Here is a 23,308-nt window from a genome sequence, read left to right on the forward strand (position 1 = left end):
CCGTCAAGTCCCGATAGCCGCCGTTTACAGCTTTTCTGCACCGCTAGGTGTAGGACGCTGTTAGTATGGCGGCTATTTTTTAACAAACTACTATGCTCAATGACTACTCTAAATAACGAAGTAATTATCATAGCAATTGCATTTACTGCAGCAGATTCGCCGTTTGCCAGCGCCCTAAACACCAGCCCCAGCTTTAGCACATGCTTCGTGTGTGCCGGGGGTAACCCGGGGAGCGGAGTTTCTGCTATAATAGAGGACAGTATGAAGTAGGTATGGAGGTAGACGATGGCAAACTATACGCCGATGATTCAGCAGTATCTCAAAGTCAAGGAAGGGGCTAAAGACGCTTTCCTTTTCTTTCGTCTGGGCGATTTCTATGAAATGTTCTTCGAGGATGCACTGCTTGCATCCAAAGAGCTTGAGATTACTTTAACAGGCCGCGATGGCGGCATTGGGGAAAAAATTCCGATGTGCGGTGTGCCGTATCATGCCGCCGAGGGGTACATACAGCGACTGATCGAGAAGGGCTACAAGGTCGCGATCTGCGAGCAGCTGGATGATCCTGCGGTGACCAAAGGGATGGTCCGCCGCGATATCGTCCGGGTCGTAACACCGGGTACGGTGATGGACGGCAAGATCATTTCGGACAAAAGCAACAACTACCTCGTCTGTGTAACAGAGGAAGACGGGATGATGGCGCTGGCCGCCTGCGATTTGACGACAGGTGAGCTGTATGTCACCTCGGTACTCGCAAGCACCGAGTGGCTGCGCGACGAGATTGGCATCTATGAGCCTGCGGAGATTATCGGGGATTCAGCCCTCCTGGAGGAGCTGCGCAGTGAGGCTTCCTTGCTGGCCAAGCCTGTGGTCTATACCCCGTGGGATAAGCAGGAGGAAGCGCTGGCCCGCCGCCAGTTCGGCGAAGCGGCCTGGGTCCGGCTGGAGAAGGAGCGCGGCCGTGCCCTGGCGCTGCTGATCTCCTATTTCAGCGAGACCCAGCGCCGTTCATTGGGACAGCTTACCCAGATCTCACCTTACGAGCCGGGGAATTATATGATTCTTGATCCGTTCACCCGGCGGAATCTGGAGCTGACCGAGACCGTGCGGGAACGCTCCAAGAAAGGCTCGCTGCTATGGCTCCTGGACCGCACCGAGACCTCGATGGGCGGACGTCTGCTGCGCCGCCGGATTGATAAGCCGCTCCTGCAGCGCGCGCCGATTGAGCGCCGTCTGGAAGCCGTCGATTATCTGTATAACCAGTTCATCGTCCGCGAGGATCTGCGCGGAGCGCTGAAGGAGATTTACGATCTGGAGCGGCTGGTCGGACGGATTGCCTTCGGCAGCGCGAACGGGCGGGATATGAATGCACTCAGACTGTCTCTGGCCCAGATTCCTGCGTTGAAGGAGATGTGTCTGACTTCCGGCTCTTCTACCTTAAGGGAGATTGGCGCATCCATGGATGAATGCGCGGAGCTTCGAGAGGATATTGAACGGGCGATTGTGGAGGATGCACCGGTGTCCGTGCGTGACGGCGGAATTATCCGCGCGGGCTACCATGAGCGGCTGGATGAGCTGCGGGAAGCCAGCAGCAGCGGCAAGCGCTGGATTGCCGAGCTTGAAGCGAAGGAACGCCAGGTGACGGGGATCAAATCCCTCAAGATCGGCTACAACAAAGTCTTCGGCTATTATATAGAAATTACCCGCTCCAATCTGTCCTCGCTGCCGGAAGGCCGTTACGAGCGCAAGCAGACACTGGCCAATGCTGAGCGTTATGTCACTCCTGAGCTGAAGGAGAAAGAAGCGCTCATCCTGGAAGCCCAGGATAAGATGACAGATCTGGAGTACAGTTTGTTCACCGAGCTGCGCGAGCGGATCAGCAGCCAGGTTCCGCGCCTGCAGGCGCTGGCTGAGAAGGTGGCGGAGATTGATGTGTATCAATGCCTCGCAGCGGTCAGCGCGGAGCACCGGTTCGTGAAGCCTAAGCTGTCCGACAGCTACGATCTGCGGGTTGAAGGCGGACGCCATCCAGTCGTAGAAGCGGTGCTGAAGGATTCGGCTTTCATTGCCAACGGCAGCACACTCAGTAAGGACGAGGGCAATATCCTGCTGATCACAGGACCGAACATGGCCGGAAAAAGCACGTATATGCGCCAGGTGGCGCTCATCTGCATCATGGCCCAGATCGGCTGCTTCGTGCCTGCGGCCAGTGCTGAGGTAGCACTGATCGACCGTATCTTCACGCGGATCGGTGCAGCGGATGACCTGATCGGCGGCCAGAGCACGTTCATGGTCGAGATGGCCGACATTCAAGTCATGACCGAGAAAGCAACCGCCCGCAGCCTGATCATTATCGATGAGCTGGGGCGGGGGACCTCGACCAGCGAGGGGATGGCGATTGCCCAGGCGGTGATCGAATATGTGCATGATACCATTGCCTGCAAGGCACTGGTCTCCACGCATTTCCATGAGCTGGCCCATCTGGAGCAGAGCCTTAGCGGTCTGCGGAATTATTCCATGGCGGTCCAGGAAAGCGGCGACAAGGTGAACTTCCTCCGCAAGCTGGTGCCGGGAGCTGCGGACAGCAGCTACGGGATCTATTGTGCAAGGCTGGCTGGATTGCCGGAAGGAATTATCGACCGGGCTTACGGGCTGCTTCAGAGCATTGAACAGGCTTCTCCGCCGGGCGTCGCAGCGCTGAATTACGGCACGGGTTACAGTGAGCGGAGCGGGAGCGGAACGGTTATACAAGAGCATCAGGCTACCGCTGCGCAGATGCCGGATACCGGAGAAGGAGCTGCCACAGGAAGCCATTCCTATTCGCTTGAACGCACCACACAAGCTCCGGCATATCCAGACGCGTATCCCGAAGCAACAGCTTCTATGGCTGCCGGACAGCGGGAAGCTGCTGCATCCCTTGCTTCTCCTGCAGAGGAAGAGGACAATGAAGTAGTGCAGCTGTCTATTTTTGGTGAGGAGGAGCCGCGCAAGAACCGCAAGGGTGGGGCAGCGGTACCAGCCGTCAAAGACAATCCGCTGATCAAAGAGCTAATCAATGCCGTGCAAGGCGCAGATCTGATGAATATGACCCCGCTGCAAGCGATGGGCCTCTTGAACGAACTGAAGCTGAAGGCAAGAGAGCTGTAGTTCAGCGGAACTGCTGCCGTGAAGGTACGCTTAAAACCGAATACAATTGGCTGTACAGCGGAATATGGCCCGAATGTATGTGAAAAACAGCATACATTGTGCTCGCAAGCAGACACGCGGCCCGAATGTATGTGAAAAACAGCATACATTGTGCTCGCAAGCGGGCACGCGGCCCGAATATATGTGGAAAACAGCATACAATGTACTCGCAAGCAGACACCCGGTCCGAATGTATGTGGAAAACAACATACATTGTACTCGCCAGCAGACACCCGGTCCGAATATATGTGGAAAACAGCATACAATGTACTCGCGCAAGCAGACACCCGGTCCGAATGTATATGGAAAACAGCATACATTGTGCTCGCAAGCGGGCACACGGCCCGAATGTATGTGAAAAACAGCATACATTGTGCTCGCAAGCAGACACGCGGTCCGAATGTATGTGAAAACAGCATACATTGTACTCGCAAGCGGGCACACGGCCCGAATGTTACAGTCCGTAAATGTTAAATAATATTTATAAATTAAATAAATGCGGGGTGAACGAATATGGCTAAAATTCATGTGCTGGATGAGCATATTGCCAACCAGATTGCTGCCGGGGAGGTAGTCGAACGTCCTGCTTCTGTGGTAAAGGAGCTGGTCGAGAACGCGATCGATGCGGGCAGCACCCGTATTGAAGTCTCTGTGGAAGAGGGGGGACTGCAGAGCATCCGGGTGAAGGATAACGGCTCGGGGATCGAGCCGGAGGACTGCGAGACTGCCTTCTACCGCCATGCGACCAGCAAAATTGCCAGCGGCCGTGATCTCTTCCAGATCACCAGTCTCGGCTTCCGTGGAGAAGCGCTTGCGAGTATCGCAGCGGTATCGAAGCTGACCCTGCTGACGGCCAGCGGAGACGACGGGAAGGGACGGGTGCTGGACATTGAGGGCGGCAGGCTGATCCGCAATGAAGATGCGGCTTCCGGCCAAGGCAGTGACCTCACGGTGCGGGAGCTGTTCTATAATACGCCTGCCCGCCTGAAGTATATGAAAAGCATCCAGACCGAGCTGGGCCATATCTCGGATGCCATGTACCGGATGGCACTGGCTCACCCGGATATCTCCTTCACCCTCCAGCATAACAGCAACCAATTGCTGCATACGCTGGGCAATGGAGACCTGCTGCAGGTGATTGCTGCTGTATACGGCACCTCAGCAGCCAAGGCCATGCTCCCGGTGACGGCGGAAGATCCGGACTTCCGGATCTCCGGCTATATCAGCCGTCCTGAATGGACACGCTCGAACCGCAATGCGGTTACGACGCTGGTCGGTGGCCGTTACATCCGCAGCAACGGACTGAATGCGGCCATCATGCGTGCTTACCACACGCTGCTGCCGATTAACCGTTATCCGCTGCTGGTCCTGAAGCTGGAGATGCACCCGTCACTGGTGGATGTTAACGTGCATCCGGCCAAGCTTGAAGTGCGCTTCAGCAAAGAACCGGAGCTGTACGGGTTCATAGAACAGCAGCTCCGCTCGCTGCTGATGGGCCAGAGCCTGATTCCACGCCCTACTAAGGAGATCATCGGCGGCAAGAATAGCAGCTCATTCATTCAGGAGCAATTCGCCTTCTCCAAAGGCGCAGCTCCGGGCAATTTCCAGCAAGCTACGGAAGCGGGAGGTACAGAAAAGTCAGCAGCTCCGAGCAGCTACGGCCAGGGAATGCCTGGCGGTGGTGGCGCTGCTGCGGGCAGTCAGCCGCCTACCAGCGGACGGAGCGGCGTCCCGTTCTCTGGCAGTGCTGGTCCATTAACGGAAGCTGCCAACCCTGCCGCTGGCGGCACTTACGCTGCTTCCCAAGCATCCGGGAATACCCGGCCTTATAGCGGAAGCAATGCACAGGATCAGCAGGCCAGAGAGACGGCCGCTGCATACAGCGGCGGTAACGCCACCCAGGGTTCCTACCGCCAGCCGTTTAACGGCCTCCGCGACAGCTATCGTCCTCAGACAGCCACCGCTGGCCGGGGGCAGCAGCAGGCGGCCGGGGAGCTGTACGCACCTGTTGAGCAGACTGACACTGGTCTTCCGCAGTTTCCTGAGCTGAATTATATCGGCCAGCATCACGGTACCTATATCATCGCCCAGAATGACAGCGGGCTGTACTTAATTGACCAGCACGCTGCGCATGAGCGGGTGAATTATGAATTTTATTATGAGAAATTCGGCAAGCCGGAAGATGCCTCGCAGGAGCTTTTGCTGCCGATTACGCTGGAGTTCACGCCTTCGGAGAGCAGGCAGCTTAGCGAACGGCTCCACTGGTTTGAGCAGGCCGGGGTCGTGCTGGAGCATTTTGGCGGCCAGACCTTCCTGGTCCGTTCCCTGCCGTACTGGTTCCCGGAAGGAGACGAGAAGGCGGTCATTGAAGAGATGGCAGAGTGGGTGCTGAGCGAACGGTCGATTGACCTCGCCAAGCTGCGCGAGAAATCCTCCATTCTCTGCTCCTGCAAGGCTTCGATCAAAGCCAACCAGAAGCTTACAGAGCTGGAAGTGGAATCGCTACTCACCAGGCTCGCAGCCTGCCGTCAGCCTTATACCTGCCCGCATGGACGCCCGATCGTTGTGTCGTTCTCGGCCTATGATCTGGAGAAGCTGTTTAAGCGCGTTATGTAGTGGCTATATTGTACATTTATAGAGTGCAGAACGGAGGCAACATGATTATAACCACGGGCTTTGACCCGATACCGCAAGTGGCGGCCCGGGCTCGGGAGCTTGCAGACCGCACAGGCTGCGCTTATGCTCCGAGAGCGAAGTTCTCAATGGGCAAGCTGGTGGAGCATTACGGGGACGAACAGATTCTGGTGGTGCTGCAGGAGGCGGTCCGGCTGATTACGCCTGGAATGCCGCCGATGGAATTCCATCCCAGCATGGGCTTTGTCCGTGCCAAAAGAATTTTAAGAGGTGAACCGGACCCCATGATCGATGCCGCAGGCATGCTCCCCGGCGACAGCGTGCTGGACTGCACGGCCGGACTCGGAGCAGATTCGCTGCTGTTCGCAGTCACTGGAGGGGAGACCTCCAAGGTGACGGCGCTGGAGAGCTCACTGCCGCTGTATGCTCTTCTGGTGGAAGGGATGAGCGGGTATGTATCCGGCCAGGTGAAGGTGAATGAGGCACTGCGGCGTATTGATGTGCGGCACGGGGACCATCTGGAATACCTGCGGACCCAGCCGGACAAGAGCATCGACATTGTCTACTTCGATCCGATGTTCCGGGTGCCGCTGACGGACTCGGCAGCCATCTCGCCGCTGCGGCAATTCGCCAATCCTGCTGCATTGTCGGCTGACAGTGTGGCTGAGGCCACCAGGGTGGCCCGCAAGACCGTGCTGCTCAAGGAGAAGGCGCTGAGCGGAGAATTCACCCGCCTCGGCTTCAAGGAGCTGCTGCGGGCCAATGCCAAAACATCGTACGGGGTGATTACCATTGACAACTGAGACGAAACGCAAGGTGCTTGTACTGCTGGGACCGACTGCGGTCGGAAAAACCAGGCTGAGCCTGGAGCTGGCTGAGGCGCACGGAGCCGAGATCATCTCCGGAGATTCGATGCAGGTCTACCGCGGGATGGATATCGGGACGGCCAAGATTACCCCTGAAGAGATGAAAGGCATCCCTCATCACCTGATTGATATTCATGATCCGCAGGACGCGTATTCCACGGCTGAGTTCCAGGAGCAGGGGGCCAGGCTGATCGAGGAGATCAGCGCGCGGGGCAAGCTGCCTTTTATTGTCGGCGGGACTGGACTATATATTGAATCGTTGTGCTACGGCTTCCGCTTCTCTGAAGCGGTGGCTGACGAGGCGTTCCGTGAGCAGCAGGAGGCTTACGCCGAAGAGCATGGGGCTGATGCCCTGCATGCCCGCCTGGCAGCGGTAGACCCGGCCAGCGCGGAGCGGCTGCACCCCAATGACCGCAGGCGGATCATCCGCGCGCTGGAGATTTTTCACCAGACGAATGTCCCTTTATCCGACTCGCTGGCCGGCCAGAACAAGGAGTCTCCCTATGATTTATGCCTGATCGGTTTGACAATGGACCGGAAAATACTATATAAACGTATTGAAGAGCGAATCGATCAGATGCTGGCGGATGGCCTCGTGCCTGAGGTGCAGCGGCTGCTGGATCAAGGCTACGGCAGGAGTCTTGTGTCTATGCAGGGTCTGGGCTACAAGGAGATTGCCGCCTACCTGGAGGGGGAGATGACGCTTGAGGAAGCCGTGGTGCTGCTGAAGCGTGATACCCGCCGGTTTGCCAAGCGGCAGTTGTCATGGTTTCGCCACATGAAGGAGATTCAGTGGATGGACGTCCTGGAGAGCCAAAACTTTTCTGAGAATTTTGCGAAATTAAATGGTATAATAGCAGGAAAGTTTCTTACAGGTCTTGAATATACTTCTGAACAATCTAATTGAACCATTGGGGGTACGTCATATGAACAAGTCCATTAACATTCAAGATACGTTCTTGAACCAGCTGCGCAAAGAGAATATCCCTGCTACAGTATATTTGACCAACGGCTTTCAAATCCGGGGAATTATCAAAGCGTTCGACAACTTCACGATTGTCATCGACAGTGACGGGCGCCAGCAGATGGTGTACAAGCATGCGATTTCCACGTTTACGCCGCAGCGAAGCGTATCACTGATGCAGGACAACAATAACGAGAATTAAGATTTTACTGTTTTGAAGCGAAACCTTTTTGTTTATAAATCGTTTGAATAGAGAGTGCGAGAGAGCAACCTGAGAAGGTTGTTCTTTTCATTCGTGAACATCATTTATGTTTTTTCCGTTAAGGGAGTCAGGAGGCAGCATGTCCAGAGACCAACTAACCCGGAGCGGCGGCAATAGAAACAGAGGAAGTCAGCCGTCCAGCTCCCAAGGGAAGCCGAAGAAAAAAAAGAAAAGATTCTTAACCAAAAAACGTGTGCTGTGGAGTTTGTTTTTTTCAGTTGCGCTGGCTATTTTTTGTGCGCTGGGCGGCTACTTGTTCATCATGCTGAACGGGCAGAAGCTGCTGGAGGAGAACCGGGACAAGCTGACGGTGAACCCGCCGACGCAGATTTTTGACCGGAACAAGAACCTGATCGGCGAGTTATCGCTGGAGAAGAGCGACCCGGTGGAATACCAGGATATTCCCAAGCTGCTGGTTGACGCATTCGTAGCCACCGAGGACAAAAGGTTCTTCGAGCACAACGGGGTGGATCTCTGGTCCATCGGACGCGCGGCTGTCAAGGATATTGCAGCACGCAGCATGGTTGAAGGCGGCAGTACGATTACCCAGCAGCTGGCGAAGAATATCTTCCTGACCCGGGATAAGACCTTCTTCCGCAAAGCGACTGAGGTTTCGATTGCCGTGGCACTGGAGAAAACAGAAACCAAAGAAGAAATCATTAAGATGTACCTGAACCGGATTCCGTTCGGCGGTACCACTTACGGGATCAAGGCAGCATCGATCCGTTATTTCGGGAAAAGCGATCTGAATAAACTTGAGCTGTGGGAGATAGCGACCTTGGCTGCAATGCCCAAAGGGCCGTCCCGCTATAATCCGCTGCGTAACCCCGAGCTGTCGAAGGAACGCCGCGGCGTAGTGCTTCAACTCATGTATGAGCAGAAGCTGATAACCAAGGAGCAGATGGACGAGGCAAAGGCCGTGGATTACAACTACAAGCCGCCTGAGAAGAAGCAGCGTTACCAGGCATTTATTGATTATGCGATTGGTGAGGCTGAGGACAAATTCGGGCTGACCGAGGATGATCTCAACATCGGCGGTTACAAGATTTATACAACCATGGATAAGCATGCCCAGGAGACGATTGAGGATGCTTTTGCCGACAGTGACAACTTTGAGAAAAGTGTGGACGATGAGCTGGTACAAGGCTCGATGACCATTATTAACCAGGAGACCGGCAGTGTCGTGGCCTTGATGGGCGGACGCAATTATGAGAAAAAAGGCTACAGCCGGATCGACGGCAGCCGCCGTTCACCGGGCTCTGCCTTCAAGCCCCTTGTATCCTATGCCCCGGCACTGGAATCCGGCAAATTCACGAATGATTCCATGCTGAGCAATGAGAAGCAGTGCTTCGGCAAATATTGCCCGAACAACCTGCACGGGTACTCGAAGTCGATCAGTATGAGCGATGCGCTGACGAAGTCGGAGAATATTCCGGCGGTCTGGCTGCTGAATGAGATCGGTGTGAATACCGGCTTCCAGTTCGCCAAGAAGCTGGGGATCAACCTGAAGGATGAAGACAAGAACCTGTCGCTCGCCCTCGGCGGGATGAGTGAGGGAACGAACACGATGGAGATGGCCCAGGCCTATAGTGCCTTCGCCAATGGCGGAGAGCTGCGGGAGGCATACTCCATCAAGTCGATTGACGACAAAGACGATAAGACGGTCTACAAGGCGAACACCAAGCCTGAGCGCGTGATGAGTGAACAGACCGCTTATCAGATGACAGAGATGATGCAGCGTGTTGTACAGGACGGTACAGGTAAAAAAGCGAAAATCAACCGTCCGGTAGCCGGTAAGACCGGTACGACGCAGAGCGGGTATAAGGGCATCAGCTCGAACCGCGATGTCTGGTTCGTGGGTTATACACCGGAATGGACGGCTGCTGTATGGATGGGCTATGACAAGCCGAGCAAGACCCATCTGCTGAAGAACAGCAGTCCGCTGGCCGCCGCCTTCTGGGGCAAGGTCATGGAGAAGGCGCTGGAAGGTGTACCTGCCAAGCAGTTCCCGGTACCGAAGGGCGCGGCTCCAGAGGTGGAGGCTACACCGATACCTGAAGCGGTATCGGCGGTAACGGGCTTCCAGGCTGCTTATGATCCTTCTACGATGACGGTGAATATGAGCTGGAATCCTGCTGCGGCCAGCGGGGTAGAATACCGTATTTACCGCCGTGAGACCTCTGAGACGGACTTCACATCGATTATGAACACCATGGCCTCGAATATCGGGGACATCAGTGCGATGCCGGGACTGTCTTATGAATATTATGTGACTGCATATTATCAGGAGCTTGATCAGGAGAGCGAGCCGTCGGGGACAGTAACCGTGTCCGTTCAGGATGAGCTTCAGACCCCTGAGCCAGAGGCAACGCCTGACCCGAATATGCCTACGGATAATCCCGATAACGGCGGCAATTCGGGAAATGGAGAGAACGGCGGCAATCCGCCGGATAATGGACAGGGTAATAATGGTTCCGGTAATAATGGACCGGGCAACCATGGTCCAGGTAATAACGGCAATGGTCAAGGAGGGGAGGGCGGCAGTGGAGCAGCCACATCCCCTCCTGAGATGACACCGCCGCCTGCTACGCCAGAGCCATTACCAACACCGGCACCGGAGGCGACGAGCGGTACTGTCGATCCCGGAATCATCCCTGACCCGAATGCCGGAACCGATCCGGCAAGTGATCCGGGCAGCGGTTTTGTTGAAGGCCCCGGCAATGTGCATTAGACTGGCATGAAGTCAAATTCATAGCATGAACGATTACCCTGACAGCTCCGGGAGCTCTGCACGATGCAGAATTGCCGGATGTCGGGGTTTTCTTGTTTTGAGTGTCTCTGCAAAATGTGTTAAGCTGAATGCACCATTATCAGAAGAGGGTTATTCATATGAAACGTAAATTCGGAGACCGGGCCAACTGGCGCAGGATTACCCGCCGCCATTTTGCCTGCCGCTATGTGGAGACCCGGGAGTTCAGCGGTTATATCACACTCTACACTATATACGGGCTGAAGGAGCCGTTGTGGAAGAGTTACGGCAGGCATACATACCGCATTGCGGACAAGGGATATTCATGGCTGCAGTATTTTCCCAAGGACAGCCACTATATTGTGACGGCCATGTTTGATGAACGGCAAAATATTGTGCAGTGGTACATTGACACCTGCAAGGTCCAGGGCGTGACGGATCAAGGGGTTCCCTGGTTCGACGATCTGTATCTGGATGTTGTAGTGCTGTGGAATGGTGAAGTGTTTTTGCTGGATGAGGATGAACTGGAGGAAGCGCTGGAGCGGGAAGATATCACGGACAGTGATTATCAGTTAGCCTGGTCAACAGCCAATGCAATACTGCGTGCGATAGACGCTCATGCCTTTCCGTATTTCTCCCTTTCACTGAAGCATCGTGCCGAATTGTTTCATCACGGAGAATTTAGGAGGAAGTAGATCATGGATTGGTATGTTTATCAACGGGGCTCATCCCCGATCCGCAAAGTATCACGCAAGCGCCACCATCGTACGAAGAAGGTGCTGACGGTATCGCTGCTGGTACTGATTGCAGCCGGATTCATCTGGTGCGGGGTAGTGTTTAACAGAATTAACAGTGCGGCAACCACCACGCCTATGGTGAAAGCGGACGCCGGAGTTATTCTGGGGATGTCAATGTGGGGGGATGAACCGAGTCCCGGGCTGAAGGAACGGCTGGATTATGCGCTTGAGCTGTATAAGTCTGGTGCGTTCAGCCATTTTGTTGTCTCTGGTGGACTGGATCAGCCGGACTACAAATACACGGAAGCCGAAGGGATGAAGAGGTATCTGGTTGCCCATGGAGTACCGGACAAGCTGATCTACCTGGAGGACCAGTCTACCAGCACTTACGAGAACCTGCTGTTCAGTAAGACAATCATGCAGCAAGAGGGATTGTCTTCGGCCGTCGTCATTACCCATGATTTCCATGGCCGCCGCGCTTTGGAGACTGCGCGTAAGCTGGGGTATAAGAACCCGGAGCTTGGTGTCACAGAGTCTAAGGTGATGTCGATGCTTAAGTATAAGTCCCGCGAGATTCTGGCCTACACCAAATGGAAATTGCAGGAGCTGTCGCTGTAAATCTGCTAATTTCCAAAACTGCTAATAACGCCTTTTATACTGGAATAGACTGGTTAGAGCAAGTCAGACCTGTATAATGAGGTGAACTAGGTGAACGGACATGTAGCGGCGGCAAGCAGCGGACGGGAAGAACGCAGACCGTCCAGGCAGATTAACATAGTGCTGAATAATCAGGCTCCGGCCCCGGTGTCCGGCTTGCCGGCTGATAGCGCGGGCGGCACGGCAACTCCCAAGCCCGGCAGCCATAGCGGACTGTTCCAGGAGCTGAGCCGGGAGCTGGATGCACTTGTAGGTCTGGATAACATCAAAGAGCTGGTCTTCGAGATCTATGCCCTGCTGCAGGTGGCCCAGATGCGCAGTGAAGCCGGACTTGCCACCGGAGGCCAGGCCTATCATATGGTATTCAAGGGCAATCCCGGAACAGGCAAAACCACGGTTGCACGGATTGTGGCGAAGCTGTTCCAGCGGATGGGTGTGCTCAGCAAAGGGCATCTGATTGAAGTAGAGCGCGCAGATCTGGTAGGGGAATATATCGGACATACTGCCCATAAGACGCGGGATCTGGTTAAAAAAGCGCTCGGTGGCATTCTCTTCATCGATGAAGCTTACAGTCTGGCCCGTGGCGGAGACAAGGATTTCGGCAAGGAGGCCATCGACACATTAGTCAAATCGATGGAGGACCACCGCAGCCAGTTTGTCCTGATTCTGGCCGGGTATTCCGGCGAGATTGATTATTTTCTGATGAGCAATCCGGGTCTGCCCTCGCGATTTCCGATCCAGGTTGAATTTCCCGATTATACCATCGACCAGCTGCTGCAGATTGCCGAGCTGATGGCCAAGGACCGTGATTATATTTTGATGCCGCAGGCCATACTCAGACTCAAGCAGCAATTGCTTACGGAGAAGACAGAGAGTCTGCATGCTTTCAGTAATGCAAGGTATGTTCGCAACAGTATTGAGAAGGCGGTACGCGCACAGGCTGTGCGGCTCTTGAATCAGTATGAGAGCGCAAGTCCGGGTAAGCAGGAGTTAATGACGCTGCGGACCGAGGATTTCAAAGGATAGTCCAGCAAGAATAGATGAGGAGCATGGAATGAATGGCAACTACAACACATGACACAGAGACAGAAGTGCAGGACCGGGCGATTCTCGTCAGCCTGGTGACTGATAAGATCAAACGCACCGGGATCGACCCTGAGCTCTCGCTCCAGGAGCTGGTACAATTAGCAGAGACCGCCGGGGTAGAGGTGCTGGATGTACTGCGGCAGAACAAGGAGACCCCGGATTCCAGGTGGTTTATCGGTAAAGGCAAGGTGGAAGAGCTTCGAATGGCCGCTGACGGGCTTGGCGCAAATACCGCGATCTTTGATCAGGAGCTGTCCGGGGCACAGGTACGTAATCTGGAAGAGGCGCTGGATCTCAAAATCATTGACCGTACGCAGCTGATTCTCGATATCTTTGCCGGACGCGCGAAGACCCGTGAAGGGATTATCCAGGTAGAGCTTGCTCAGCTGTCTTATCTGCTGCCGCGTCTGTCCGGGCAAGGCAAAAATCTGTCGCGTCAGGGAGGCGGAATCGGTACGAGAGGTCCCGGAGAGAGCAAGCTGGAGACGGACCGCCGGCATATCCGTGACCGGATTACCGAGCTGAAGCGCCAGCTGGACGAGGTGGTCAAGACCCGTGAGCTGCACCGTGAACACCGCCGTAAGAGCGGTGCGGTTCAGGTGGCGTTGGTAGGCTATACCAACGCGGGTAAGTCCACGCTGCTGAAGCAGCTGACCGATGCCGATGTGTACATCGAGAACCAGCTGTTCGCTACCCTTGACCCTACCTCACGTGTGCTTCAGCTTCCGGGCGGCAAGGAGGTCGTGCTTACGGACACCGTCGGCTTCATTCAGAATCTGCCGCATGATCTCGTAGCCTCCTTCCGCGCTACGCTGGAGGAAGTGAATGAAGCCAATCTGGTGCTGCATGTGGTGGATTCCTCTTCTCCGATGCGTGAGGAGCAGATGGAGGTCGTTCAGACGATTCTGCAGGATCTGGGCGCGGCAGGCAAGCCGCAGGTTGTATTATTTAACAAAATCGATCTGTGTCAGCCGCAGCAGCTGGAGATGCTCCCGACCGGTGAGGGCTTCCTGAAGATCAGTGCTTTTAATGAGGACGACCTCTCACGGATTACGGAGATCATCAGCGACCAGCTTGCCGGGGATACGCTAATCTTCCGCATTCCCGGGGACCGGGGGGACCTTTCCTCTCTGCTCTACCGTGTGGGCGAGGTGCTTGAACAGGATTATGACGGAAGCGATGTACTCTATAACGTGCGGCTGAACAAAGAGGATTACGATAAATGGAGCTATAAGCTGGCTGAATTCGTGGAGCCGCAATAATTGCTTATCTGATCCAGTGGAAGCTGATTTGGCTGGTCAGAGATGAAGCGTCTATATCCCCGCATTGCAACAGTCTGCTTTGGAGATTGATCCAGGCAGGCTTTGTTGTGCGGGTTTTCACTGATGCAGTAGCGGGAGATCATTATATAGGAATGTTAGGAGAGATGAATAGGACATGGCAGGATTTGCAGAGGATTTATTACAGGCAGCGGAAGCTGCAGAGCTGGAAATCGAAGGGGCGGTGAAGACACTGGACCGGATTGTGGATCATAATCAGTGGAAAGTGATCGAAGCCTTCCAGCGCCAGCATGTGAGTGATTTTCACTTCGCGGGCTCTACCGGATATGCGTACAATGACCGGGGGCGTGAGGTGCTTGATCTGGTCTATGCTGAAGTATTCGGTGCGGAAGCTGCGCTGGTCCGGCCGCATTTCGCTTCAGGAACGCATACGATCTCTACAGCTCTGTTCGGCGTGTTGCGGCCTGGGGATGAACTGCTATATATTACAGGACGCCCCTATGATACGCTGCACAAGGTAGTTGGCAAACCAGGAGACGGGACAGGCTCACTGGCGGATTTCGGCATCGGCTACCGGGAGACAGCGCTGACAGAAGAGGGGAAGGTCGACTGGGATGAGGTCGCCTTAGCGATAAATGACAAGACCAAGGTGATCGGAATCCAGCGTTCGCGCGGCTATGACTGGCGTTCGTCCTTCACGGTCGCTGAGATTGGCGAGATGGCAGCACGGGTAAAAGCCATTAAGCCGGATGTCATCGTATTCGTGGACAATTGCTACGGAGAATTCACCGAGACACTGGAGCCGCCGCAGGTTGGCGCTGATCTGGTAGCCGGTTCGCTGATCAAGAATCCCGGCGGCGGAATCGCCGAGACCGGCGGTTATATCTGCGGCCGCACAGATCTGGTGGAGCTGGCGGCATACCGCCTGACTGCCCCTGGAATCGGCGGTGAGGTGGGGGCGATGCTGGGCACGACACGCGGCCTGTATCAAGGTCTGTTCATGGCCCCGCATACAGTGGGACAAGCCGTGAAGGGCAGTATTTTCGCTGCGGCGGTGTTCCAGCGCTGCGGCTTCACCACTAAGCCTGCCTGGAATGAGCCGCGTACGGATCTGATCCAGGCGGTGGCTTTTGACGGACCCGAGCATCTGATTGCCTTCGTACAAGGTATCCAGCGCGCAGCAGCGGTAGACAGCCACGTCGTGCCTGAGCCTTGGGACATGCCGGGATATGAGCATCCAGTCATCATGGCGGCCGGGACCTTCATCCAGGGTGGAAGCCTGGAGCTGTCGGCAGATGCGCCCATCCGCGCCCCGTATATCGGGTATATGCAAGGCGGATTAACCTATTCCCATGTCAAATACGGGGTCTTGATGGCCTTGCAGAGTATGAGAGAGCGTAAGCTGCTGTAGTGCCTGTTCAACATAGAAGCTGTTAAGTTCATATATCAGGCTTGGAGAGGAGGGCGGACTTTGGAGGAAGCAACAGCTATTGAAAGCTTGCTGCAGAGAAAGCAGGAGAATGCAGCTCCGGTTGCTGTAATAATGTGTGGAGTAGCGGGATCGGGTAAGACGACCTTTGCGCTCAAGCTGGAGCAGGAGGGATTTGTCCGGCTGTCCATCGATGAGGATATCTGGAGCACCCATGGCCGTTATGGGATTGATTACCCTGAAGAGGCTTATGAAGCCTTCAAAGAGGAGTCGGAACACAAGCTGCGTAAGGAGTTAATAGAGCTGCTTGCCGGTAAGCGTCATGTTGTGGTGGATTTCAGCTTCTGGCAGAAGCGAAGACGTGACGAATACAAACAATTGATTGAGCAGCACGGCGGACTATGGGTCTTGGTTCATCTAAAGGTACAGCCGGTAGAGCTGCGCCGGAGGCTCCATATCCGCAGCGCACGGTTTGACGCCAATGCGGCATTCACTATTACAGTGGAGATTCTGACCCGTTTCCTGAACGGATTCGAGACGCCGGCGGGTGAAGGCGAATGGATCATTGAAGCATAACATGACATGAAGCAGGACACAGGAGCTGTATTGTTGAATATTGGCTTGCTGCAGCCTTCGCCGCAGCCTGTGATTTTGCGTGAGGATTGTTCTTTGTGATATACTTCGGGAAACCAAAGCCCATGCATTTGACCCTTGGATCTCTTAATCTCACAATGGGTGAAAGAAATCTTGTGAGAAAAACTCACATACCATTGACACGCCATATAAGGAAATGTACAATGAGATGAGAAAAAGATCATTGGAAGGTTGGATGAGTCATGGGTGATGAAATCCGCAGAAATATGGCATTATTTCCTATTGGAATCGTAATGAAGTTAACTGATCTATCCGCCAGACAAATTCGTTATTATGAGCAGCACAGCCTGATTGTACCTGCGCGTACCTCCGGCAACCAGCGTTTGTTCTCTTTTAATGATGTGGAACGTCTGCTTGAGATTAAGGCGTTGATTGAGAAGGGTGTTAATATTGCCGGCATCAAGCAGGTGATGAATCCTGTCTCGAAGGAATCTGAAGAAGCTACGGTTATTACCCCTGATACAGAGGTGAGACGTAGAGAGTTGTCTGATTCGCAGCTTCACCGTCTGCTGAAGCAGGAGCTGGTTTCCGGTAAAAGACCGGGACAAGTGTCTCTAATCCAAGGTGAGCTATCCCGGTTTTTTAATAAATAATATAGAGCTGTTGAAAGGGAGAGGGTAACGTGAGTTTTACTAAAGAAGATATTCTGCGCATTGCCAAGGACGAGAACGTCCGGTTTATTCGCCTGCAGTTCACCGATTTGCTGGGAACGATCAAGAATGTAGAGATTCCGGTAAGCCAGCTTGAAAAAGCACTCGACAATAAAATGATGTTCGATGGCTCTTCCATCGAAGGTTATGTGCGGATCGAAGAATCCGACATGTATCTGTATCCGGACCTGAGCACCTGGGTTATCTTCCCTTGGGTGACTGATAGCCGTGTGGCACGTCTGATTTGTGATGTGTACATGCCGGATGGCACGCCGTTTGCCGGAGACCCGCGCGGTATCCTCAAGCGTTGTCTGCAGGAAGCTGAAGAAATGGGCTTCACCGCTATGAATGTTGGACCAGAGCCGGAATTCTTCCTGTTCAGAACAGATGAGAAGGGCAATCCGACTACAGAGCTGAATGACCAGGGTGGTTATTTCGATCTCGCGCCGATGGATCTTGGGGAGAACTGCCGCCGCGAAATCGTATTGACACTGGAAGAAATGGGCTTTGAAATTGAGGCCTCCCACCATGAAGTGGCTTCCGGCCAGCATGAAATTGACTTCAAATATGCCGATGCCATCAAGGCAGCGGATCAGATTCAGACCTTCAAGCTTGTCGTGAAGACGGTAGCCCGCCATCACGGCCTGCATGCAACCTTTATGCCTAAGCCGCTGTTCGGTATGAACGGATCTGGTATGCACGCTCACCAATCCCTGTTCAAAGGCAAAGAGAATATGTTCTACGATGAGAGCGATAAGCTGGGCCTTAGCAAGACTGCCCGTTATTACATGGCGGGGATTCTGAAGCACGCACGTGCTTTTGCAGCGATCACTAACCCGACTGTCAACTCCTACAAACGTCTGGTGCCTGGCTATGAAGCACCTTGTTATGTGGCTTGGTCTGCAAGTAACCGCAGCCCGATGATCCGTATTCCGGCTTCGAGAGGACTCAGCACACGCGTAGAGGTTCGTAACCCGGACCCTGCAGCTAACCCTTACCTTGCACTCGCTGTTATGCTGAAGGCAGGTCTGGATGGAATCAAGCGTCAGCTAGATCTTCCAGCTCCTATCGACCGTAACATCTATGTGATGTCCGAAGAAGAGCGGATCGAAGAAGGCATCCCAAGTCTGCCAGCCGATCTGAAGGAAGCCCTGAACGAAATGATCCGCAGCCACGTGATCACAGAAGCCCTCGGCGAACACGCTCTGGCCCACTTCTACGAGCTGAAGGAAATCGAATGGGATATCTACCGCACCCAGGTTCACGAGTGGGAAAGAGATCAGTACATGACGCTTTACTAGGATACAGCAGCCCCCGGCGCGCATAGCGCCGGGGGCTTTTTTGTCCCTCGATTTTATAGGATTATACACCAAAAAGCGCCGTTCTTTTTAGGGAATGGCGCTTGCTCATGCTATTTAATATGTTTCATCGCTCTATGCTTGACTTTACAATTTTTTTGGCGGTAACTTGTGCTGGAAATGAATCATCACTTGCAGTATAGATCACTTCAACCGCATCACCCTTATTATAGTTAGAAGGAGTAATTTTATTTACCCAAATGGCCTGAGAGTAATCATTAGACTCCAGAACTTCCTTGTAATTCTTACCCAAATCATCTTCTTTCAACTGGGATATTACTAAAATCCTTTTGTTCTCTAAGTCTACTGTGTGTATAATCCCTTTAAAATGGATATCATCTTTGCTACAGGCAGTGACGAATAGCAAGAAAATAATAGTTAGAGTCCATTTTGTGATCGTGTTAGTTTTTCGAAACATAGGTGTTCTCCTTTGAACGGGTGCGACATTATTTTAAAAGGGGTTGAACAGATAAAGAATTCATTACATTACCGATATACGAATAAACAGCATTTCCGTTATACCGGCCCTTATTAATTCCCATTAACACAGTACTGTAATATGTTGGTGCACCACTATCACCAGGTGCAGATGTGTAACTAGCGGATCTTAATCCAGAAAAGCCTACACCATCAACACTATATGATACAGATTTACTTAATAATGTTCCACATGATACTGGATTAGTGGCTGATGAAGCTCCAGACATACAGACCATATTTCCTACAAAGTCGTTTGCTTGAACAGTATCAAAATATCCTGCTCTACTTGAAGAGGTATAAAGATCATTTGAATAGGATAGGCTTGTCGTTCCAATAACTGCAGCATCAACATTTCCTCCGTAGGTTCGTCCTCCCATACTGCCAACACCATTGGAACCTTGACTAAAGGAGTTTCCCGCTGAACCGCAGTGGGCAGCAGTAACAATGAAGTTGGATGTTAAAAATCCAATGCTACAGTAACCTCCAGTAGAATTGTTAATTATTTTTGTCCCTGCTTGAAGAGGATTGTATGTTGAATTTCTGTCAAGATCATCTGATACCACAGCGGAATTTCTTAAAGACAACATGTCAGCATTAAAGGTTTTTTCGAGTATAGATCTCTTTGTTTCATCAAAGTCCTTTATGCCCACCTGTACTTTTTGTTCTGCTAAGTCTACTAATGTGTCAGTTATTGTAACCCCATTGAAAGTAGTATCCATAAGAGAAATTAACTTATCATTAAGTTCATTTAATTCCTTTTCAGAATACTTTGCAATAAAGACATTTATTAAATGAGAGTCACCATATATATTTCTGAAATCAGATTCGTATTGATCTATATTAGTACTATTCTTTATACCTATATTAACAATTCCTCCAGACTTTTGGTCAATGAAAACAATCCCGTCTTTAGTGCGCTTATCTAGATAATCCTTAATTAGAGGCAGCTTTGTCGTTTGATGATTAATACGTTCTGTCAGACGTACTTCCTCGAGCTTTGTCATCCTAACTCCGAATTTAGAGTTAACCATTAGATTATCTTCCTTGGATTTGTTCTCAATAACTTTACTGATATCAGTGTCTAAACCGAATTGCTGTCTAAAAGAGAGTTCGTCGTTTGTGTAAGTATAAGGTTCGAAATTTGATGAAGCGCTTACATTTCCGGAGCACAAAAAAATAGTTGCGGTTAACATCAAAACAATTCTTACTTTCAGTTTCATAAGTCACCTCTAACTTTTTATTTTTTAGGAAATGAAAATAATAACTAAATTTTACTATTAAAACATGATGTTTCAATATGTATTTAGAAATTTTTTCCTTCATAATTTTAAAATGATGATAATTTTGATAAAATTTTAACAATGAGTACCAATTAACTAATTCGAGACAAAATCAGATGTTTAGGTTCTACAACAAGGAGTGCAATGCTTAGCCGAGAAGTTTACTTTCTTTCCATCGTCAATATGTACCGGGAGGTCGGATTCCAGTCGGTGGTTATATTGGTTTTCATTAGCATACAATCTAATATATACTTAACCATAATAGAAGGGAGTTAGGAGGGACGGCTTCAAACTGTATATAAAGCATGCTCATCATTACTGCGATTGCAAGGCGAAAGACAAGTATGATGAAAAATCTTACTCATAGGAGTAGCCAATGAAAATTACATATAAGGTTATCCTTGCCAAGATGCTCATCCTGGTGCTGGCCAGTTCGCAAGCAGGTGCTGAAGGGAGCGCTATTCCTGCGGAGACGAAGGAACGAATTATCGAGCAGTACAGGCTAGAATTGCTGGCTCAGACGGGTCCCAGTAGGGTTGGAATTGATTTTGAGATAAGCGGCTTGGGAGAAACTGATCTGTTTTTGTGGCTGGGCCGATTTATGGTGAATCCGGTCGGATGTATCATCTAGGAAATTCTGTAGTTGAGGGGGAAAAGAATGAATTCGCGTTATGATACGCCAAGTCATGCACGCAGAGTCCGCAGAAGATCGGGCGGTAAGTCGTTACTGGTTCTTATCCTTGTTCTGGTTGTGATGGCTGTTACGAATCCGGGGAAGGAAGCATTCAGTAAATATTCTGTAAAGAATCTGGAGAATACGCTAGATCAGGAAATAGGCGACGGAATTAGCAAGCTGGTAGCACAGCCTGTAATTGAGTCTTTAACCAAGAGGGATAATTACATTTTGTTCTCGGTATTCAGTGTACCGGATCTTAAAAATACCGATTTTTTTACCGGGGATGGCGGGGCCACAAAGAAGTATATAGGTTTGTTCAAAATCCTTTTTATCAAGCTGTAAATATGGTTTACATATTGTTCCATGACCCGGTATAATTAAATAGATGGTTGTCGGAATCTTTTATCATGGTTGTGGAACAAGGAGGAACGAAGTTGAATACGGCTTATAAAGTACTGTCCAGTGATGCTGATCTATTCGCTGCCGCACTGGCACAGGTACAGGTCTACGTCGTTCAGCTGGTTGACGGCAAACCGCATGTGATTGCTGATTATGCCGGACCTGTACAGAAATGGACACCGGAGTACATAGTACTGGCCGGAATGACTTATAGACGCGATGAATTTGAATTCCGGGTAAGGCTGAACAAAAAGTAAGCAGTTTACCTGCCCGCTGCCTTCAGCTCTAACATTACTGCCGAATCACACAAGCTTTGGAGCAATTCCTGGCATCTCTTATACTATCCAAGTGTAAAAGAGGTGTAAAGATGAGCCAAAGAGAACGTAACCGGATTCGCAGAGCCATTAATGTCCTGTTAACGCAGCGGGCTATCCTGCTCGAGAGACTGGAAGAAATCAATGAGAATCTGCGCAGAGTGCCTAGAGGTTCGCGGGCCAGAAGAGAGCTGCTGGCAGCCAGAGAATCGATCCGCGAGGCTATCCGTTTGAATACGGTGGCTATTCGTCTGTTGAGAAGTGTACTGTAGTCTGTATCCGCTCTAATTCATATGAATCGAAAGAACCCTTGGGCGCAATCTGGCGTCTCAAGGGTTTTTGTGATTTTTCTATTCCCGGATGGTAACACGGGTACCTATGGGAACGAGGGCGGCCAGGGTGAGAACGTCTGCGTTATACATGCGGATACAGCCATGGGAGACCATGTGGCCGATGGAAGCAGGATCATTGGTTCCGTGGATGCCGTAATGCGGCTTAGATAGACCCATCCAGAAGGCACCGAACGGGCCGCCCGGATTGGGCTGCTTGTTAATGATGGTGTATTCGCCTACAGGTGAGTCGGTTAACATTTTGCCGATGCCGACAGGGAAGCCTCTGGTGACAACGTCATTATCCAGCAGGTACAGCATGCGCTGAGACAGATCGACGATAATTCGATAATTGGGCATATAGATCAGCACTCCTTTGTAACAGGATATGTGCGGAGCTATGCAGCGGTTCACGGAAAAGTGGCCAAAAAGCCGAATGCGAACAAATGTTTGCATTCGGCTTTTTGGCCACTTCAGGAATACAAATGAACAGAAAACAGGCTGCTTCGCTTGGTGCGGAGCAGCCTGTTCTTAAGCGGGGAGTAAATTAGTGGATATCGCGGAATAATCCGATGACCCGTCCCAAAATCGTAACGCGGTTAAGGCGGAGAGGCTCGTACGCCGGATTCTCCGGCTGCAGCCTGATATGATCCCGTTCCTTGTAGAAGGTCTTCACAGTTGCTTCATCTTCTTCGGTCATCGCTACAACAATATCGCCATTGTCGGCAGTCTGCTGCTGGCGTACGATGACATAATCCCCGTTCATAATTCCGGCATCCACCATACTGTCACCAAGGACAGATAGCATAAATACCTTGTTATCGCCTACATAATGAGCAGGCAACGGGAAGTAATCCTCAATATTCTCTGTAGCTGTAATAGGAACACCAGCGGTAACCTTACCCACTACAGGGATGCGGGTAACGGTCTGGACGAATTGATGCACATTCTCTGAATCTTCCTGGCCGAGTAATTCAATCGCACGCGGCTTCGTAGGGTCACGGCGGATCAGGCCCTTCTTCTCAAGCCGGTCCAAGTGACCATGCACGGTAGAACTGGAGGCCAGGCCGACAGCCTCGCCAATCTCGCGGACGGACGGAGGATAACCCTTGCTGCGGACTTCATTACGTATAAATTCCAGGATCGCCAGCTGACGACTAGAAATCTTTGACATCGGTATCAACCCCATATACTATGTTTGGGAAAATTATAACATAGAACTTCCGTTCGTACAAACATAAGTTCTAAAATGAGAAAAATAAGAGAACGGAAATAAAGAGAACAATCGTTCCGAAAAAACTATTGATCGAAACACATGTTC

22 protein-coding genes are annotated in these 23,308 nt (G+C 51.9%); 18 read left to right on the forward strand and 4 right to left on the reverse strand.

Going from position 1 to position 23,308, the window contains the following annotated elements; genetic code table 11:
• Nucleotides 1-285: 285 nt before the first annotated feature.
• The 14 genes from mutS (at nucleotide 286) to glnA (ending at nucleotide 18,452) form a co-directional block, all read left to right on the forward strand.
• Nucleotides 286-3,144, forward strand: coding sequence for a DNA mismatch repair protein MutS (gene mutS / locus NSU18_RS01675; RefSeq protein ID WP_341148024.1), 2,859 nt, complete (start codon nucleotides 286-288; stop codon nucleotides 3,142-3,144).
• Between the two features lie 552 nt (nucleotides 3,145-3,696).
• Nucleotides 3,697-5,799: a DNA mismatch repair endonuclease MutL gene (gene mutL / locus NSU18_RS01680; protein WP_341148025.1), complete on the forward strand. Its 2,103-nt coding sequence runs from the start codon at nucleotides 3,697-3,699 to the stop codon at nucleotides 5,797-5,799.
• A 41-nt stretch (nucleotides 5,800-5,840) separates the two neighbouring features.
• Nucleotides 5,841-6,620: a class I SAM-dependent methyltransferase gene (locus tag NSU18_RS01685; RefSeq protein ID WP_341022433.1), complete on the forward strand. Its 780-nt coding sequence runs from the start codon at nucleotides 5,841-5,843 to the stop codon at nucleotides 6,618-6,620.
• On the forward strand, nucleotides 6,610-7,590 hold the full coding sequence (gene miaA, locus NSU18_RS01690; protein WP_341148026.1) for a tRNA (adenosine(37)-N6)-dimethylallyltransferase MiaA: 981 nt from the start codon (nucleotides 6,610-6,612) through the stop codon (nucleotides 7,588-7,590). Before NSU18_RS01685 ends, miaA begins: the two co-directional genes overlap by 11 nt.
• 19 nt (nucleotides 7,591-7,609) lie before the next feature.
• Nucleotides 7,610-7,849: an RNA chaperone Hfq gene (gene hfq / locus NSU18_RS01695; RefSeq protein ID WP_036695479.1), complete on the forward strand. Its 240-nt coding sequence runs from the start codon at nucleotides 7,610-7,612 to the stop codon at nucleotides 7,847-7,849.
• Between the two features lie 139 nt (nucleotides 7,850-7,988).
• The gene (locus NSU18_RS01700; RefSeq protein WP_341148027.1) at nucleotides 7,989-10,640 is read left to right on the forward strand and encodes a transglycosylase domain-containing protein; all 2,652 of its coding nucleotides are present in this window, start codon (nucleotides 7,989-7,991) and stop codon (nucleotides 10,638-10,640) included.
• A gap of 158 nt (nucleotides 10,641-10,798) precedes the next feature.
• A complete protein-coding gene (locus tag NSU18_RS01705; protein WP_076079356.1) occupies nucleotides 10,799-11,353 on the forward strand; it encodes a DUF402 domain-containing protein in 555 nt (184 codons plus the stop codon).
• Between the two features lie 3 nt (nucleotides 11,354-11,356).
• A complete protein-coding gene (locus NSU18_RS01710; RefSeq protein ID WP_341148028.1) occupies nucleotides 11,357-12,013 on the forward strand; it encodes a YdcF family protein in 657 nt (218 codons plus the stop codon).
• Nucleotides 12,014-12,103: 90 nt separating this feature from the next.
• Complete coding sequence (locus NSU18_RS01715) at nucleotides 12,104-13,078, forward strand: AAA family ATPase (RefSeq protein ID WP_341148029.1); 975 nt, start codon at nucleotides 12,104-12,106, stop codon at nucleotides 13,076-13,078.
• Between the two features lie 32 nt (nucleotides 13,079-13,110).
• Nucleotides 13,111-14,400: a GTPase HflX gene (gene hflX, locus NSU18_RS01720; RefSeq protein WP_341148030.1), complete on the forward strand. Its 1,290-nt coding sequence runs from the start codon at nucleotides 13,111-13,113 to the stop codon at nucleotides 14,398-14,400.
• A gap of 175 nt (nucleotides 14,401-14,575) precedes the next feature.
• Entirely contained in the window at nucleotides 14,576-15,829 is a 1,254-nt protein-coding gene (locus NSU18_RS01725) for a methionine gamma-lyase family protein (RefSeq protein WP_341148031.1), read from the forward strand.
• Nucleotides 15,830-15,889: 60 nt separating this feature from the next.
• Entirely contained in the window at nucleotides 15,890-16,423 is a 534-nt protein-coding gene (locus NSU18_RS01730) for an AAA family ATPase (protein WP_341148032.1), read from the forward strand.
• 260 nt (nucleotides 16,424-16,683) lie between these two features.
• The gene (locus NSU18_RS01735; protein ID WP_019910684.1) at nucleotides 16,684-17,094 is read left to right on the forward strand and encodes a MerR family transcriptional regulator; all 411 of its coding nucleotides are present in this window, start codon (nucleotides 16,684-16,686) and stop codon (nucleotides 17,092-17,094) included.
• Nucleotides 17,095-17,123: 29 nt separating this feature from the next.
• Entirely contained in the window at nucleotides 17,124-18,452 is a 1,329-nt protein-coding gene (glnA, locus tag NSU18_RS01740; RefSeq protein ID WP_341022418.1) for a type I glutamate--ammonia ligase, read from the forward strand.
• A 124-nt stretch (nucleotides 18,453-18,576) separates the two neighbouring features.
• Here the strand turns inward: glnA and NSU18_RS01745 are convergent, their stop codons facing one another.
• Both NSU18_RS01745 and NSU18_RS01750 read right to left on the reverse strand, forming a co-directional pair.
• Entirely contained in the window at nucleotides 18,577-18,927 is a 351-nt protein-coding gene (locus NSU18_RS01745) for a DUF3221 domain-containing protein (RefSeq protein ID WP_341148033.1), read from the reverse strand.
• A 28-nt stretch (nucleotides 18,928-18,955) separates the two neighbouring features.
• On the reverse strand, nucleotides 18,956-20,209 hold the full coding sequence (locus NSU18_RS01750; RefSeq protein WP_341148034.1) for a S1 family peptidase: 1,254 nt from the start codon (nucleotides 20,207-20,209) through the stop codon (nucleotides 18,956-18,958).
• A 436-nt stretch (nucleotides 20,210-20,645) separates the two neighbouring features.
• On the opposite strand from NSU18_RS01750, the gene NSU18_RS01755 reads away from it, so the two are divergent.
• From NSU18_RS01755 to NSU18_RS01770, 4 genes are all read left to right on the forward strand, one after another.
• Complete coding sequence (locus tag NSU18_RS01755; RefSeq protein ID WP_341148035.1) at nucleotides 20,646-20,900, forward strand: hypothetical protein; 255 nt, start codon at nucleotides 20,646-20,648, stop codon at nucleotides 20,898-20,900.
• A gap of 27 nt (nucleotides 20,901-20,927) precedes the next feature.
• The gene (locus tag NSU18_RS01760) at nucleotides 20,928-21,287 is read left to right on the forward strand and encodes a DUF4359 domain-containing protein (RefSeq protein WP_341148036.1); all 360 of its coding nucleotides are present in this window, start codon (nucleotides 20,928-20,930) and stop codon (nucleotides 21,285-21,287) included.
• Nucleotides 21,288-21,379: 92 nt separating this feature from the next.
• Nucleotides 21,380-21,601, forward strand: a complete 222-nt coding sequence (locus NSU18_RS01765; RefSeq protein ID WP_036695469.1) for a hypothetical protein — start codon at nucleotides 21,380-21,382, stop codon at nucleotides 21,599-21,601.
• Between the two features lie 110 nt (nucleotides 21,602-21,711).
• Entirely contained in the window at nucleotides 21,712-21,930 is a 219-nt protein-coding gene (locus NSU18_RS01770; RefSeq protein WP_036726416.1) for a hypothetical protein, read from the forward strand.
• Nucleotides 21,931-22,008: 78 nt separating this feature from the next.
• On the opposite strand, the gene NSU18_RS01775 is transcribed toward NSU18_RS01770, so the two are convergent.
• Nucleotides 22,009-22,347 (reverse strand): L,D-transpeptidase, encoded by a 339-nt coding sequence (locus NSU18_RS01775; protein ID WP_341148037.1) that lies wholly within the window; start codon nucleotides 22,345-22,347, stop codon nucleotides 22,009-22,011.
• A 187-nt stretch (nucleotides 22,348-22,534) separates the two neighbouring features.
• Nucleotides 22,535-23,161, reverse strand: a complete 627-nt coding sequence (lexA, locus tag NSU18_RS01780; protein ID WP_036695466.1) for a transcriptional repressor LexA — start codon at nucleotides 23,159-23,161, stop codon at nucleotides 22,535-22,537.
• Between the last annotated feature and the right edge of the window lie 147 nt (nucleotides 23,162-23,308).

Source organism: Paenibacillus sp. FSL H8-0048 (genome assembly GCF_038002825.1).
Taxonomy (GTDB): Bacteria; Bacillota; Bacilli; order Paenibacillales; family Paenibacillaceae; genus Paenibacillus_AQ.

Bases quoted from the DNA above. Each gene is read 5' to 3' on its own strand.
- mutS (WP_341148024.1), top strand. From the start codon at position 286: ATGGCAAACTATACGCCGATGATTCAGCAGTATCTCAAAGTCAAGGAA.
- mutL (WP_341148025.1), top strand. From the start codon at position 3,697: ATGGCTAAAATTCATGTGCTGGATGAGCATATTGCCAACCAGATTGCT.
- NSU18_RS01685 (WP_341022433.1), top strand. From the start codon at position 5,841: ATGATTATAACCACGGGCTTTGACCCGATACCGCAAGTGGCGGCCCGG.
- hfq (WP_036695479.1), top strand. From the start codon at position 7,610: ATGAACAAGTCCATTAACATTCAAGATACGTTCTTGAACCAGCTGCGC.
- NSU18_RS01700 (WP_341148027.1), top strand. From the start codon at position 7,989: ATGTCCAGAGACCAACTAACCCGGAGCGGCGGCAATAGAAACAGAGGA.
- NSU18_RS01705 (WP_076079356.1), top strand. From the start codon at position 10,799: ATGAAACGTAAATTCGGAGACCGGGCCAACTGGCGCAGGATTACCCGC.
- NSU18_RS01710 (WP_341148028.1), top strand. From the start codon at position 11,357: ATGGATTGGTATGTTTATCAACGGGGCTCATCCCCGATCCGCAAAGTA.
- hflX (WP_341148030.1), top strand. From the start codon at position 13,111: ATGGCAACTACAACACATGACACAGAGACAGAAGTGCAGGACCGGGCG.
- NSU18_RS01725 (WP_341148031.1), top strand. From the start codon at position 14,576: ATGGCAGGATTTGCAGAGGATTTATTACAGGCAGCGGAAGCTGCAGAG.
- NSU18_RS01735 (WP_019910684.1), top strand. From the start codon at position 16,684: ATGGGTGATGAAATCCGCAGAAATATGGCATTATTTCCTATTGGAATC.
- NSU18_RS01745 (WP_341148033.1), bottom strand. From the start codon at position 18,927: ATGTTTCGAAAAACTAACACGATCACAAAATGGACTCTAACTATTATT.
- NSU18_RS01750 (WP_341148034.1), bottom strand. From the start codon at position 20,209: ATGAAACTGAAAGTAAGAATTGTTTTGATGTTAACCGCAACTATTTTT.
- NSU18_RS01755 (WP_341148035.1), top strand. From the start codon at position 20,646: ATGAAAATTACATATAAGGTTATCCTTGCCAAGATGCTCATCCTGGTG.
- NSU18_RS01760 (WP_341148036.1), top strand. From the start codon at position 20,928: ATGAATTCGCGTTATGATACGCCAAGTCATGCACGCAGAGTCCGCAGA.
- NSU18_RS01770 (WP_036726416.1), top strand. From the start codon at position 21,712: ATGAGCCAAAGAGAACGTAACCGGATTCGCAGAGCCATTAATGTCCTG.
- NSU18_RS01775 (WP_341148037.1), bottom strand. From the start codon at position 22,347: ATGCCCAATTATCGAATTATCGTCGATCTGTCTCAGCGCATGCTGTAC.
- lexA (WP_036695466.1), bottom strand. From the start codon at position 23,161: ATGTCAAAGATTTCTAGTCGTCAGCTGGCGATCCTGGAATTTATACGT.